At 35.4% G+C, this 15,199-nt stretch carries 15 protein-coding genes; 1 reads left to right on the top strand and 14 read right to left on the bottom strand.

Features of this window, described 5'->3' with window-relative positions:
• The first annotated feature begins 30 nt into the window (after nucleotides 1-30).
• A complete protein-coding gene (locus EHC72_RS05430) occupies nucleotides 31-1,014 on the top strand; it encodes an aldo/keto reductase (protein WP_131536654.1) in 984 nt (327 codons plus the stop codon).
• Nucleotides 1,015-1,231: 217 nt separating this feature from the next.
• Here EHC72_RS05430 and EHC72_RS05425 read toward each other — a convergent pair whose 3' ends face one another.
• From EHC72_RS05425 to EHC72_RS05360, 14 genes are all read right to left on the bottom strand, one after another.
• A complete protein-coding gene (locus tag EHC72_RS05425; RefSeq protein ID WP_131536653.1) occupies nucleotides 1,232-1,576 on the bottom strand; it encodes a hypothetical protein in 345 nt (114 codons plus the stop codon).
• Nucleotides 1,577-1,736: 160 nt separating this feature from the next.
• Entirely contained in the window at nucleotides 1,737-3,689 is a 1,953-nt protein-coding gene (locus EHC72_RS05420; protein ID WP_211660280.1) for a sensor histidine kinase, read from the bottom strand.
• Nucleotides 3,686-4,438: a LytR/AlgR family response regulator transcription factor gene (locus EHC72_RS05415; RefSeq protein WP_131536651.1), complete on the bottom strand. Its 753-nt coding sequence runs from the start codon at nucleotides 4,436-4,438 to the stop codon at nucleotides 3,686-3,688. The genes EHC72_RS05420 and EHC72_RS05415 overlap by 4 nt, the downstream gene beginning before the upstream one ends.
• Nucleotides 4,439-4,575: 137 nt before the next feature.
• Nucleotides 4,576-4,764 (bottom strand): hypothetical protein, encoded by a 189-nt coding sequence (locus EHC72_RS05410; RefSeq protein WP_131536650.1) that lies wholly within the window; start codon nucleotides 4,762-4,764, stop codon nucleotides 4,576-4,578.
• Nucleotides 4,765-4,957: 193 nt separating this feature from the next.
• Entirely contained in the window at nucleotides 4,958-5,662 is a 705-nt protein-coding gene (locus EHC72_RS05405; protein ID WP_131536649.1) for a sulfite exporter TauE/SafE family protein, read from the bottom strand.
• Entirely contained in the window at nucleotides 5,659-6,087 is a 429-nt protein-coding gene (locus tag EHC72_RS05400) for a FixH family protein (RefSeq protein WP_165585768.1), read from the bottom strand. Before EHC72_RS05400 ends, EHC72_RS05405 begins: the two co-directional genes overlap by 4 nt.
• An 18-nt stretch (nucleotides 6,088-6,105) precedes the next feature.
• Complete coding sequence (gene ccoG, locus EHC72_RS05395) at nucleotides 6,106-7,479, bottom strand: cytochrome c oxidase accessory protein CcoG (RefSeq protein WP_131536647.1); 1,374 nt, start codon at nucleotides 7,477-7,479, stop codon at nucleotides 6,106-6,108.
• The gene (locus EHC72_RS05390) at nucleotides 7,463-8,410 is read right to left on the bottom strand and encodes a cbb3-type cytochrome c oxidase N-terminal domain-containing protein (protein WP_246029382.1); all 948 of its coding nucleotides are present in this window, start codon (nucleotides 8,408-8,410) and stop codon (nucleotides 7,463-7,465) included. Before EHC72_RS05390 ends, ccoG begins: the two co-directional genes overlap by 17 nt.
• Nucleotides 8,397-8,579: a hypothetical protein gene (locus EHC72_RS05385; RefSeq protein WP_131536646.1), complete on the bottom strand. Its 183-nt coding sequence runs from the start codon at nucleotides 8,577-8,579 to the stop codon at nucleotides 8,397-8,399. The genes EHC72_RS05390 and EHC72_RS05385 overlap by 14 nt, the downstream gene beginning before the upstream one ends.
• Nucleotides 8,580-8,584: 5 nt before the next feature.
• Nucleotides 8,585-10,726, bottom strand: a complete 2,142-nt coding sequence (ccoN, locus tag EHC72_RS05380; protein WP_131536645.1) for a cytochrome-c oxidase, cbb3-type subunit I — start codon at nucleotides 10,724-10,726, stop codon at nucleotides 8,585-8,587.
• A gap of 75 nt (nucleotides 10,727-10,801) precedes the next feature.
• Nucleotides 10,802-10,981, bottom strand: a complete 180-nt coding sequence (gene ccoS, locus EHC72_RS05375; RefSeq protein WP_131536644.1) for a cbb3-type cytochrome oxidase assembly protein CcoS — start codon at nucleotides 10,979-10,981, stop codon at nucleotides 10,802-10,804.
• The gene (locus EHC72_RS05370; RefSeq protein WP_131536643.1) at nucleotides 10,978-13,365 is read right to left on the bottom strand and encodes a heavy metal translocating P-type ATPase; all 2,388 of its coding nucleotides are present in this window, start codon (nucleotides 13,363-13,365) and stop codon (nucleotides 10,978-10,980) included. Before EHC72_RS05370 ends, ccoS begins: the two co-directional genes overlap by 4 nt.
• Before the next feature lie 11 nt (nucleotides 13,366-13,376).
• Nucleotides 13,377-14,723, bottom strand: coding sequence for an oxygen-independent coproporphyrinogen III oxidase (gene hemN / locus EHC72_RS05365; RefSeq protein ID WP_131536642.1), 1,347 nt, complete (start codon nucleotides 14,721-14,723; stop codon nucleotides 13,377-13,379).
• The gene (locus tag EHC72_RS05360; RefSeq protein ID WP_131536641.1) at nucleotides 14,723-15,151 is read right to left on the bottom strand and encodes a Rossmann-fold NAD(P)-binding domain-containing protein; all 429 of its coding nucleotides are present in this window, start codon (nucleotides 15,149-15,151) and stop codon (nucleotides 14,723-14,725) included. Before EHC72_RS05360 ends, hemN begins: the two co-directional genes overlap by 1 nt.
• Nucleotides 15,152-15,199 lie beyond the last annotated feature (48 nt).

Below are 15,199 nucleotides of genomic sequence, written 5' to 3'. Positions count from 1 at the left end.
GAATTTTGTGGCATTAAATAAATACATCAAATGGAATATAGAAAATTAGGAAATACAGATTTAAAACTTTCCACAATTACTTATGGTGCCTTTGCAATAGGTGGTACCATGTGGGGAGGAAATGAAAAAAACGATTCTATCGAAGCTATTCATGCATCAATAGATCATGGCGTAACTACTTTAGACACCGCTCCTTTTTATGGGCTAGGTTTAAGTGAAGAATTAATTGGCGATGCTTTAAAAGGTAAAAACAGAAGTGAGGTGCAAATTTTAACCAAATTTGGTTTGGTTTGGGATGGTAGCAATCAAGGTAAAGGAGAACATTTTTTTGATCTTGATGAAAATGGAAAAAAGATTCCTGTTTATAAATACACCTCTAAAAACAATATTATTAAAGAGGTTGAGGAAAGCTTAAAACGATTAAAAACCGACTATATCGACCTTTTGCAATTACACTGGGCAGATGATACTACACCAATTGCTGAAACAATGGAAGCACTAAATGACCTTATTAAACAAGGTAAAATTAGAGCCGCAGGTGTTTGTAATTATAGTGTAGAACAAATGATAGAGGCAGAAAAAAATATTTCACTTGCTTCTAATCAAGTTTCTTATAGTATGCTTAATCGTAATATTGAAAAAGATTTAGTGCCCTACTCTATTGAGCAAAATAAGGGAATTATAGCTTATAGTCCTATGGAACGCGGATTATTAACTGGTAAATATTTTAAAGATGTTAAGCTTAAAAATGATGACCACAGAAATGGTTATTTCAATCAATTTAACTTGAAAAACGTTAAAGCATTTTTAGAGGTTATTACGCCAATTGCTGAAAGTAAAAACGCAACAGTTGCTCAACTTGTATTAAGATGGACAACCATGCAACAAGGAATTACTATTGTTTTGGCGGGTGCAAGAAATAAAGTGCAAGCAATTGCTAATGCAGGTGCAATGAATTTCGACTTAACAGCAAACGAATTAGCGTTTATTAAAGCTGAATTAGAAAAAGTATAGCTTTTTGAGAGAACCTTTATCATAAATATTTTCTTTTTATAAGTCATTAAAGAACAAACTACCTAATACCTTAGGTGGGAATATTTAAAAGAAAAATCTATAGTTATGATAAAGGTTCTTAATTTATATCTCTAGGTTTTCATCGAAGATTTCACTAATAAAGATAAATTTTGAACCACTTTTTGAGCCAATCCCTTTGGAAAGGGTTAATAAAACTTTAAAATAGGTGCGTAATTTGAGCGCTAATAAGCATTACAATTAGAAGTATTAAACATAGTGTAAACCAATAATATGCCTTAGTTTTATTGTAGCTAATCATAAAATAAATTGCTGGCAGTAAGCAAATTAACATTAACACCCCCTCGGTAAGCATAGTTATTGAGTATATTTTTGGGTTTACGTAATACCAGGCACTTCCAGCAATTATGCCCCAATGGTAGTTTGCAAGATTTTTGTTAATACCCACTACCCACCATTCGTTTAATGAAATAAATGCCCACAGCGAGAAAAATAAGCTACAAAAACTGCTTAAAATCCAAAAAACTGCCGGTTGTCTTTTCATTATAATTACTTTAGAAAAATTATACCAGCAGAATTTCATCTGGGATTTATGATTGACTAAAATAAATTTAGAAGTATATTTTAAAAATAAACTACAGTATTATTATTCGGCACCGGCTGTTTATTATCTGCCTTTAAGTATTTATTATTCGCTTTAAACTTTAATAATTTATTGTGAACGGGATACAAAGCTCTACAACTGTCCCTTCGTTAGTTTTACTATTTATAATAATTCCTGCGGGCAATCCACTTTCTTTGGCCAAAATTTGCAAGCGCTCCTTACTAATGGTTGTTGATAAGGATTTATGTTGAGCGTACTTTTGATTTTCATTTTCAAATCCCTTTCCATTATCTTGTATAGAAACATTTAAAAGTTTACCATCAATTTTAAAATCAACAAAAATATTTCCCTCCTTACTATTTGCATCAATACCATGAATAATTGCATTTTCTACAAATGGCTGCATCAACATTGGTGGAATCATTATAACGGCGGTATCTTCGTTTGCTGGCTGCGTTATTTCATACTGAAAGGCATCATCATACCTCATTTGCTGTAAGCTAAGGTAATTTTCTAATGCAGCAATTTCTTCACTAAGCGGAACTAAACGCTCTCTTGAAAGTTCTAAACTGCTACGTAATAAGCGACCAAATTGGTTTAAATATTTTAAGGTTTTTTCTTTTTCATCAAACCTAACAAAGCTTTGAAGTGCAGATAGTGTGTTAAAAATGAAATGAGGTTCCATTTGAGTACGCAGTAACCGTTGCTCTAAAAACGCCTTTTCAGTTTCGCTATTAAGCTTACGTTGCCGCTGAATAAAATAAAGAAGCAATGCAATAGTTAAACCTAATAAAGCAACAAGCGTGGTTATAACTAATAAAAGGCGATTGCTTTGTAAGCGGCCCTGGGCAATTCCAACTGTTTGATTTAATGTATTTATAGATTTATCCTTTGCCTGAAGCTGATAAATAGATGTCATTTCTGCAACGGCACGGGCATTTTCTGTTTCATAAACAGATTTATATAAATTAATTAAGGTGCCTTGCTCCTCTTCTGCCTGTTTATATTGCCTGGTTAAAAAATAATAAGAGAGTAGATTTTGATGATAACCTAAAAAGGTTTGGTCATCGCCGGATTTAGGATATTTAAGGATAAAGTTTTTACATTTCGCGAGGTAAAACTTTGCGCTATCACCTTGTTTATCTCTTAAAAATGAGGCTGTTAAATCTACATAAGCACCGAAAAGATTTGCCGAAATTACACTTCTTGCTGATGCCCCCTTCTCAGCTTCTTCCTGCTCCTCTAAAACAAGCCGCTTTCTATTATAAATGATGGAAGAGTCTGTTTGATCGGTTTGTTCAAAGTAAAGAGACTTACGATCATAAAGAAACTTAATTTCAGTTTCTTCAGGCTGCAAGCGATTTAATTTTTCCATTTTGGAAATGTATTTATACACAGAATCTTTACTGCCACCAGATTTATAAAAACAAAGCGACATTTGACTGTATGCCCGATATTGAGCGGCATAATCTTCAGGCAGTTGTGGCAATAATTTTAATGCTTCCCTATTCATGCTAAAAGCATTATTAAACTGATAAAGCTTTTCGCTTGATTGTGCTGCAGAAAAAAAAATGGTTACTTTTTGCTTTGCAGATAAACCAAGGGTGGTATCTGCAAGGATCATCTGCCCCGCTTGATTGAAATAATAATTAGCCTGATGAATTTTGTGTTCGGTATTAGCAGCATTGCCTAAACCTGCAAATAAAAGAACCTTATCATCAAAATGACCAGGCTGATTATCCATAAAAGCCCAGGCCAATTCCATATGCTTTTTTAAGGAATCTGATTCATGAAGACCATAAAAAACACCTGCAATATTATATTCAATTTTCGATTGAAGAATTGAATCTCCTTGAAAATGCTTATCTGCCTGTTTTTGTTTCCAAAAGGCAAGTCGGGCTTTTAAATCAGGTATTTTCTTTAAAGAATCTACAGATTGCTTAAATGCTTTGAGGTGCTGATCTGTTGTACTTTCTGTTATATTACTTGCTTTATCTTTACAGGAGAATAAAAACAAGATTATTAATAGGTAGTAGATGCTTACTTTTCTCACGTTCCTAAATGACTAATCCTTTGAATAATAAACTCTTTGCGACGATCTGAAACTGGAATTTCGGTTTTATCTTTTAATAATAGCTCGCCAACTTTTAAAAACTTATCGATATAAGTAATATTTACTAAATAAGATTGATGTGGACGTAGAAACCACTTTTCGGGCAACAATTCATCATAAAACTTAAGAGGTTTAGAAATGGTAATTTTTTGTCCATCGGCTAAAACAAAATGCGTGTAGCTGCCATCACTTCTGCAGTAAACAATATCTTTTAGCTGTACAATTTGCAAATATTCTAGGGTGTGCAACACAATTCTACTTTCTAGCCCATCCACATTGTGGTTATTAGCTTCTAGAATTTCTAATTGTTGCTTTTGTTTTGATACGTTTAATCCTTTTTCACCAGCAATTTTTTGAAGTGCGGTTTTAAGTTCTGCCTCATCTAATGGTTTCAGCAGATAATCCAGCGCACCATATTTTATGGCTTTTATAGCAAAATGGTTATACGCAGTAATAAATATAATACGAAAATCTATTTTTTCAACCTTGCTTAAAATATCAAATGCAGTTCCATCGGTAAGTTGTATATCCATTAAAACCAGTTGAGGCTGGGTGGCATTAATTAAGGTAAGGGCATCATTTACATTGTTTGCAGAACCGAGCAGGTTAAAATCCTTTTCTTGCTTAAGGAGCCAAATAATTTCTTTTCTAACGGCGGGCTCGTCTTCAATTATAAGGGTTCTAATCATGTAATTTTACTTTGGTTTCGTCAGCAAATTAATAATTTATATGATAGCTTATCATAAAAATTGCTACGCACGTTCATAAACCCAAAAAGAGGATAATTTATTTACACGATTTAATTAAGCTTAAAATGGGTAGAGGTTTATACAGGTTCAATAGCGCTTGCTACCAAACCAGTTTTGCTCATTTCGATTTTAAAATAAATATCCATCCCAATCCAAACTTCACTTTTAAAATCTGTTAAGGAAAAAGTAATTTCCTGTTCGTTCTCATCTGTGATGACACCACTCTTATCCTCATCGATAAAAGTGATTTTGCCTTTCCTAATCATATATTTTATACACAACTACTTATAAAAATAAATCGAGTCAATAATAAGGTTTTTCGTATTATTAATTTGTATAATAAAATCTATAATATTATATTATTTTACAACTAAAAATAATCAAAAATCAAAGTCTTTAATTAAGATTTAAATTTTACATAATCTTTTTATAGCTCACTTTAATGAGGTTTTATATTAACTACCTACACTCAACAACTGAGCCATGATTTCCGGAGGCGGAATTTGGAGATAAGAAAGGGATGCCTAAATCTGACGCTCTTAGGATAAAGAGTATACCGATAAAGAGCATAAACCAGGGAATAAGTTTTTGAGTATTGAAGCGGATATATTTTTTCAAGTAAACGCCTCCGAGAGAAATCATCAGCATTAACGGCGTGGTACCTAAACCGAATAAAAACATAAAAGTACCCCCTCCCTTCAAAGTTGAAGTATTTAAAGCTGTAGCCAAAGCCAAATATACCATGCCACAGGGTATTAATCCGTTTAGCATTCCGGCAAAAAAGCTCCAAAATGGCAATTTAAAAACTTTAGCCATCATTTTACTAATGGGTTTTATTAGGATAAGCTGAAAGCCATTTAGCTTTTTTTGGTAAGCTGCACTTAAATGTAAAATAGTAAAAAGGATAAGAATAGCACCAATTAAAATACTAAGACTTTTTTGGTTACTAAAAACCCTTAAACTACTGCCTAAAGCACCAACAATGAAACCTAACGATGTGTAAATTAAGATCCTGCCAAACTGGTAAATCAATAATTGAAATGCAGTATTTATTAGCTTATTTTTTTGAAAAGGTAATCCCAACATTAATGGGCCACACATTACAGCGCAATGTAAACTGCCCAATAAGCCCATTATAAACGCTAAAGGCAAATAGCTTATCATAGCATAATGTTCTTTTTAAATTGGTATTCTTTTTTGCCCAGTTGCCACTGAAGATTTAGAAACCAAAGCCCCTTGCCCATTTTATTTCTATCTATTAAAATTAAATTGGATGCGCCAATGGTATTCCCTTCGTACTTTAGGTCATCGGCATTGTTGGCAGCTCGCATTAAAACTAGTTTGTAGCTTGCACTATCTTTTAGGCTAATGATAATTTGTTGCTTATTAATTTGAATATTTGGTTGGGCGTTATCGTTTATTGTATTTTGTTTGGCGTTATATTCTTCATTATAGTTGATACCTTTTTCATAGTAATTTTCTTCTATAAGTGCATCCCTTCCGTGTACAACGAACATGTAAATAACCATCCCCACGATAAATAGCATGAAAGTAACCATGCCCATCACAATTTTTGTTCCCCAGTTCATATTCATTTCTTTAATTATTTAATTATCAGGCTGTGCAAAAAAACTAGTTGTAGCATTACTTAACACCTTTCCATTGGCAATTACTTCAAACTCTGCATCGCTTTTATAAGCCTTAATGTAGTTTTGCTTGCGAATAAGGAAAAATGTAATTTGTACAGTACCTTCTTTTGGCAGTACGGTCGCTTTTTGAATAAACTCAATTTCATCGCCTTCATTTTTGGGTTTAAACTGAAATTTAAAAGCTTTATTAGTTTTGTTAATCAGCTCTGCATTGTAAAGATTACTTACCTTTCCATCTGCCCTATTTTGATATAATGTACCGCTAGCCCGAAGCACTGTTGTTTGAACATTTTCTCTTTTATAAATTAAGGAAGAAAACACAAGCAATACCACAAAAAGTACAGCAGCATAGCCTAAAGATTTTAAGCCGATTTTATATGGTTTTTTATGCTGAATATAATCTTGATTGTAAAAACCAATTAAAGATGGTGGTCGTTCTATTTTAAGCATTACATCATTGCAGGCATCAATACAGGCGGTACAGTTTACGCATTCTAGCTGCGTACCTTTACGAATATCAATACCGGTTGGGCAAACTTGTACACAAAGACCACAATCAATGCAATCGCCCAAATGGGTATTAGAAATATTTTTCTGAATGCGCCCACGAGGCTCTCCACGACTAGAATCATAAGCTACAACTAAGCTTTGATTATCGAGCAAAACACCTTGCAACCTACCATAAGGACAAATTACAGTACAAACTACCTCTCTTACATAAGCAAAAATGCCGTAAAAAATAAAGGTGAAAAGCCAAATAGATATAAAACCTGATAGATGACTTGTAACGGGCTCAGTGATAATTTTAATTAACAAATCTGAACCGATAATATAGGCTAGAAAAGTGTTGGCAATACAAAATGATATAAGCATAAAGAGAAAATGCTTGCTGCCCTTTTTAACAATCTTTTCTGTGTTCCAGCTTTGCTGATCCAATTTTCTTTGTTTATTGGCATCGCCTTCAATCCAATATTCAATTCTTCGGAAAACCATCTCCATAAAGATGGTTTGAGGGCAAACCCATCCGCACCAGAGTCTGCCCAAAACCACTGTAAAGCATACAATGAACATGATAAAGATTAGCATGGCCAGTGCAAAAAGATAGAAATCTTGGGGGGTAAAGATTAATCCAAAGAAAACAAATTTGCGTTCTAAAAAATTAAGTAATACAAGTTGTTCTCCTCTAAATTTTAAAAAAGGTGAAGAAAATAAAAGCGCCAACAACACATAACTTACCCCTTTACGGTAATTGTATAATTTACCTGTTGGTTTTTTAGGGTAGATAAATTCTCTACCCTTGCTTTTATTCGATTCATTACTTTTTTGTAGCATCTTCTTTCATGGCATTGTCCTGTACATCCTTTTCTTCGTATTTTTCACCTTGTGGTGCTTTCGCTCCAGCTGGATTAGTACCATGCAGACTTAAAATATAGTTTGCTACAGCACTAATTTGTTTTGGTGTTAGATTTTTCTCCCAGCTAATCATACCTTTTTCAGGTACACCATATTTAATGGTTTTAAACACATTATTAATTCCACCACCGTGCAACCAATAATCATCTGTTAAATTCGGACCGATAAGTCCTTGTCCCTTATCACCGTGGCAAACCACACAGTTACCTGTAAATATATTTTTACCTTCATTTACAACACTTTCTGTGTTATCAAACTTTACAGAGTTTTCATCAATTGTATTGGCTGATTTTTCTAAATATGCAGCTTTTTCTTCCTGGGCCTTTACCATTTCGTGTTCATATTCTTTATCCTGAAGATCTCCATAACCACCAATATGGTAGTAAAACAAATAACCTGCGGCGAAGAACATGGTTCCAAAAAACAATACATTAAACCATGTGGGTACTGGATTATTCAGTTCCTTAATGCCATCATAAGCATGATCTATCTCCAAATCCTTCTCCTCCTCCATTGGCTTTAAACTTAAAAGTTTGGTCCATATAGAAGCCTTTTTATGTTTGGTTTTCAACCAACTATCGTAATCCAACTTAGGCTCCTTAACTGGGGCAGTAAAAGGTGTTGGATTAAGCTGCTCACGATACATAACTTTAAAAGCATTAAGCAGCGTAATGGTTACAAAAAGCAACACCAGCATAAAAAGTAAGGACATTGTAATTAATAACTCAGAACTTGTTAAACCCAACAAACTTGGCTCTGACGAAGTTGTTGGTACAGGTGCAGCCTTTTCATCGGCAAATGCAATTACAGACCAGCATGAAAGTAAAAACAGTAATTTAATCTTCTTCATATTCATTGGTTTGGTTGTCTTCGATTGGCAATTGACTCATCAGTTGAATGTGTCCTTTATTTAATTTAAGGAGGTAAATGGCTACGATAATGAAAAATACCATGAACATAATCAGTGAGCTGATCAGGTACAATTCGCCCCCTGCTAAGTTTTTTATCTGATTGAACATATATTTTATTGGTTTGATGGAATTTCTTCTTTATTTGCTTTAATATCAGTTCCAAGGCGCTGCAGATAAGCTATAATGGCTACAATCTCTCTATCGCTTTTTACCTTAATATTATTCTGTTTTAATTCGGCAGCAATTTTTTCTGCCTGCATTTTTAGCTGGTCGTTGGCATGTTTATCAAAGCCATCCGGATATGGCACTCCCAAGGTTTGCATCGCCCTTATTTTAGCAGGCGTTGTACTTATATCTAGTTTCTGTTCAATTAACCAAGGGTATGGCGGCATAATACTGCCTGGCGACATAGATGTTGGATCAACAAGGTGATTATAATGCCAAGCGTCAGAATATTTACCACCTACACGATGTAAATCTGGTCCGGTGCGTTTACTTCCCCATAAAAATGGATGGTCGTAAACAAATTCTCCTGCTTTGCTATATTCCCCATAACGTTCTGTTTCTGAACGGAAAGGGCGCACTGTTTGTGAGTGACAGTTGACGCAACCCTCTCTAATGTAAAGATCTCTACCTTGTAACTCAAGCGCACTATAAGGTTTTACACTGGCAATAGTTGGCACATTTGATTGAATGGTAAACGTTGGCATCATTTCTACCATACCCCCTATTAAAATTATAATTAGGGATAGTACCATGAATTTCATTGGTTTACGTTCTAAAACACGGTGCCAAGCCTTATCAGCAGGAGAGCTATCAACAATTACTTTTTCAAGTGGCATTGCTTCGGCAGGTTCGTTGGCTACCAGTTTAGCTCCTAGCATGGTTTTAGCCAAATTGTAAGTCATTACAATTACACCAGTTAAGTAAAGTGCGCCACCAATTGAGCGTAAAATATGCATTGGTATAATTTGCAGTGTTGTAGCTAAAAAGTTAGGGTATTTAAGTAAACCTTCTGGGGTAAATTCTTTCCACATTAAACCTTGGGTAAAACCTGCCCAATACATCGGGATAGCATAAAATAGAATACCTAAAGTGCCTATCCAGAAGTGAAAACCTGCAAGTTTTTTAGAGTAAAGTGTGGTTTTATAAATTCTTGGTATTAACCAGTAAAGTACACCAAAGGTTAAGAAACCATTCCAGCCTAGTGCGCCAACATGTACGTGTGCAACAATCCAATCGGTAAAGTGCGCAACGCCATTAATTTGCTTTAGGGACAAAAGTGGCCCTTCAAAAGTAGCCATACCATACGCTGTAAGGGCTACAACCATAAATTTTAAGGTAACATCTTCTCTAACTTTATCCCATGCCCCTCTCAATGTAAGTAAACCATTAATCATACCACCCCAGCTTGGTGCAATTAGCATAATTGAAAAGGCAACACCTAATGATTGTGCCCATCCTGGAAGCGAGGTGTACAATAAATGATGGGGACCTGCCCAGATGTAGATAAAAATTAACGACCAAAAGTGCAGAATACTCAATTTATATGAATACACAGGTCTTCCGGCCATTTTAGGCAAGAAATAGTACATCATTCCTAAATACGGTGTGGTTAAGAAAAATGCTACCGCATTATGCCCATACCACCATTGTACAAGCGCATCTTGTACGCCAGCATACACATAATAACTTTTTAAGAATGAAATAGGTAACTCGAACGAATTAACAATATGCAGTACGGCAATGGTTACAAAAGTTGCAATGTAAAACCAAATGGCTACATACAGGTGGCGTTCTCGGCGTTTAATAATTGTACCGAACATGTTTACGCCAAATACTACCCAAATAACGGTAATAGCAATATCTATAGGCCATTCTAACTCAGCATATTCATGTGACGTAGTAAAACCTAAAGGTAAGGTAATTGCTGCTGCCACAATAATAAGTTGCCAGCCCCAAAAGTGAATTTTACTAAGCACATCGCTAAACATGCGAGCTTTAAGTAAACGTTGTAGAGAATAATAAACGCCCATAAAAATGGCATTTCCAACAAAGGCAAATATTACAGCATTGGTGTGTAGGGGCCTAATTCTACCAAAAGTGGTGTATTGGTTACCCAAATTCATGGCGGGTTTAAATAGTTGCATAGCTGCAAGCAGCCCAACCGTCATTCCTACGATCCCCCAAACTAAGGTGGCTATTCCAAAGTTGCGAACGATCTTGTTATCGTAAGTAAATTTTTCTAACTGCATAATTAATAGAAATTGTTTTGTTCGTTTTTATAGTTCAAAGGTATTTAGCGGGGCATTGCCCAAAGGTGATGGCGATTAGGCCGAAAAGTGATCTTCTTCACTTTTTTCGCTTTCAGCCTCATCATCAAATAGAATGCGTACACCAGGGGTATAAACATCATCGTGCTGACCGGTTTTTGATGCCCAGAAAAAGGCAGCTAGAAAAATTACAGCCATAAAAACACTGCAGCAAACTAAAAAGTATAAAATGTTCATATAAGTTTGTGTTTACGTGCAAAAAAGCGGGTTGCAAATGTGGTAAAGCAAATAATGGTAATGGTACTAATTGGCATTAACACCGCAGCTACCAGTGGGTAAAGTGTACCTTGTACGGCATAATAAATCCCGATACAGTTGTAAGCCGTAGCAATTGCGAAACTTGCTTTAATGATTTTTAAACCATCCTTACTTAAACTAATAAACTTGGGGAGTTTTTGCAGAGAATCGCCCTTTAAAATTGCATCGCAACCGGGTGTAAAATTGTTTATATTATCTGTAAGGGCAATACCGAAATTACTTTGTTTTAGCGCCCCTGCATCATTTAAACCATCTCCAAGCATCATAACTTGTTTGCCTTGTTGTTGCAACTCTAAAATAGCATTCAACTTTTGGTGCGGGCTTTGTCTGAATTTTATTTTAGCTTCTGATGGAAAAATCTCTTTCAAAACCTCCTTATCCTTATCGCTATCGCCTGATAAAACTTGCAGACTAAAGTGATTGTTTAAATGAGAAAGCAGTATATTCAAATCCTTACGCCACTCTTGCTGAATAACAAAGCATCCCTTATACATATCATCAATCATAACGTGAACTCCACTTCCATTCAAGTTTTTAATATCTTGTGGCATTAAGGAAATTTGTCCTATACAAATCGTCTGTTTGTTAACTTTTCCTTTTAATCCCTGTCCAGAAATTTCCTCATAATCTGTAATGGCGTAAAACTGATCGACTCTTAAATCCTTTAAAATATGCCTGCTAAGTGGGTGTGAAGAATTTCGAAGCAAAGAAGCCACTAACATTTTTTCGCCATAAGTTAGCACGCCATTAAAATTTAATTCGGCATGCTCTGCACTGGTCAACGTTCCTGTTTTATCAAAAACAATGGTATCACAAGCAGCAAGGGCTTCAACGGCATCTGTATTTTTAACATAAAACCCTTGTTTATCAAAAACCGATAAAATGGCCGATAAAGTAAATGGTGTGCTCAATGCCAATACACAAGGGCAAGCCACGATAATAACTGCGGTAAATGCTGCCCATGCTTTATGACTATCATTTTGAAATAGCCAATATCCTGTTGCCGCGAAAGCAATAAGGAAAACACCGAGGCTAAAATATTTTGCTATACGATCGTTAAAGTTTTGTTTGTTTTTATCTTGAGCATAATGTTCGTGGTTCCACAAACCTGTTAAATAACTCTGCGATACAGGTTTAATTACTTCCAACTCAATTGCCCCAGCAGTTTGTTTCCCTCCGGCATAAATAATTTCGCCAAGCACGTGATGCACCGGCTCTGATTCGCCAGTTACAAAACTCATATCCATCCATGCATCTCCTTTCATTAAAATTGCATCAGCTGGAACCAACTCTCCATTTCTAATCCAAAGCCTATCTCCTATTTGAATTTCATTAATAGAAACTGGTTTTTCCTTACCATCTACCAGCGTAGTTACAGCAATAGGAAAGTAAGAGCGGTAATCACGATCGAAAGAAATATGATGGTAAGTTCTTTGTTTAAGCCATTTCCCCATTAAAAGCAGAAATACCAAGCCTGTTAATGTATCTGCAAATCCTGGTCCTGTGCTAAAAACAATCTCAAAAGCTGTTCTTAAAAATAAAACGGCAATGATAAGTGCAAGCGGTGTATCCAGGTTAATATGCTTGTGTTTTATGCTGATGAAGGCAGAAATAAAGTAATCGCGACCGCAATAAAAAGTAACAGGAATGGAAAAAGCTAAGTTAAGCCAGCCAAAAAGGTATTGAAATTGCTTTTCGAAGCCTGAAAGGCCAAAATATTCTGGAAAGCTAAACAGCATTACATTGCCCATGCAAAATCCTGCGACGGCGATTTTCAAAATCAATGTTTTATTTACCGAGCTGCTATTGGCTTTTACTACATCTTGCAAGCTAATTAATGGCTCGTAGCCAATATGATTTAAGCTTTCTACTAAATGCCTGAGTGAAATTTCTTCGTGTTTAAAACTTATGGTAACCTGTTTTTTAAGAAAATCTATCCTTGAGCTAAAAATAGCGGGGTTAATTTTATATAAATGTTCCAACAGCCAAATACAAGAACTGCAATGGATTGCTGGTATATAAAAAGTAACAATAGTTGATTGATCGTGCCTGTAATCAATTAATTGAGCAATAATATTAGGCTCATCTAAATATTCTAAACGTGTATCGCCATTTAATTTTTGTCCGGGGGTATCGTTGTAGGCATAGTAATTACAAAGATTATTTTCTGAAAGGATTTTGTAAACACCCTGGCAACCAGCGCAACAGAAATTATGACCATCCAACTGATATTTAATTTCTGGCAAATCTTCACCGCAGTGATAACAAAGGGGTTCAATGAGGGTATTTTTTCGATTTTCCATATTAAATAGTTTTATACAGCTGTACTAAAAATGCTGCTGGTTGGTTGTTTAAGCCATAATCTTTCATCTAAGGCCATGCAAACATTCCTTAAAAAAGATTTACCAGCATGTGTAATATTAATTTCCTTTTCGGTTACAGATATGAGTTTATCGTTTATTAGCGGCAGCAAGCGTTCATAAATGGATTCAGGTATACCTTGATTAAAAAGTGTATGGTTTCGGCACATAATATTTAATATATGCTGCCTGATAATCAGATCTTCATCAGAAAGTATATGACCTTTTTCTACAGGCAAAAATCCTGCGTTTACCTTTTCGAGATAAGTTTCTACTGTTTTGCAGTTTTGCGAAAAGCCCGTCCAACTATCACTGATTGACGAAACACCAAGACCAATGAGTAAATGAGTGTGTTGATTGGTGTAACCCATAAAATTACGGTGCAGTTTTTTTTCAGCACTGGCGAGATAAAGTGTATCACTTTTTAAAGCAAAATGATCCATACCAATATCCATGTAATTGGCATTGGTGAGCAACTGTTTTCCTAAATTATAAAGGGCAAACTTGGCATCGCCTTGTGGCAAATCTTTCTCCGAATAATGGCGTTGACCAGGTTTTAGCCACGGCACATGGGCATAACTGTAAAAGGCAATTCTATCTGGCTGCATTGCAATTACCGTTTCGATGGTTTTTGAAAGGCCTTGGATGGTTTGAGCGGGCAAGCCATAAATTAAATCGAAGTTTATGGAATCATACCCAATTTTACGTGCCTCTTCTGTAACCTTAAAAACTTGTTCAGGGGTTTGAAACCGATTAATCATCAACTGAACCTTTGGATCGAAATCCTGAATCCCTAAGCTTAAACGCTTAAATCCCAATTGATAAAGAGTATGAAGATGTGCTTTTGATGTATTTGCTGGATGTGCTTCGAAAGATAATTCTGCATCAGGAGCTAAAAAAGCTTCCTTCAAAATACCGATAATAAGAGCATTAAGGTTTTCTGAACTAAAAAATGTTGGCGTTCCACCGCCCAAATGCAACTCCTTTATTTTAGGCTTGTCGCCCAAAACATTTACATACATTTGCCACTCTTTTAGCAACGCCTGAATGTATGGCTGTTCCACTCCATGGTTTTTAGTAATACGGGTATTGCAACCGCAATAGGTGCATAAACTCTCGCAAAAAGGCAAATGGATATACAAACTAATGCCTTCATCCTTATGGCTTAAATAGGTGTCCTTTACAGCATTTATCCATCCTGTAATGCTAAAAGTTTGCACATCCCAATAAGGTACCGTTGGATAGCTGGTATACCTTGGTGCAGCAACATTGTATTTTTTTAGCAGTGCAGCAGTATCCATTATTTCAACGCTTTAACTACACCACAATTATTTTTACAGCAACAGGCTTTACCAACACATTTACCAGCAGCCCATTGATCCAGGTTTTTAATTACCTGTTCCATTCTTGATTTTAGGTTATGATTACCCTCCTCAAAAGGCACATTGGCAATTTTCATTCCGGCTACACCAGCAGCTTCAAGGTCTAAATGATCGGTTTCAAATGATGATGTTGCAATATATTTTATGCCCAAAGCCTTTAAGCCGGCAATCATATCAGCATCCAAAACATCATTATTAAAAACCAGCAAGCTTTCTTTTCCATTGGCAAAAGCCAAAGTATCTTTGGTTAAGCTATTCGCAATTATGGTAATATCGTGCTTCTTAAAATTAGCAAGCACTAACCATTCCTTTTCTTCTGGCTTAATGTTATAGGCAATAGCTTTCATATACAAAATTTATATATGCAAAACTAAAGATGAGTGGCGCTGCGCTTG

The sequence above is a fragment of the Pedobacter nototheniae genome (assembly GCF_004335085.1).
Classification (GTDB): Bacteria; Bacteroidota; Bacteroidia; order Sphingobacteriales; family Sphingobacteriaceae; genus Pedobacter; species Pedobacter nototheniae.
This window is presented reverse-complemented; position numbering and strand designations above follow the sequence as displayed.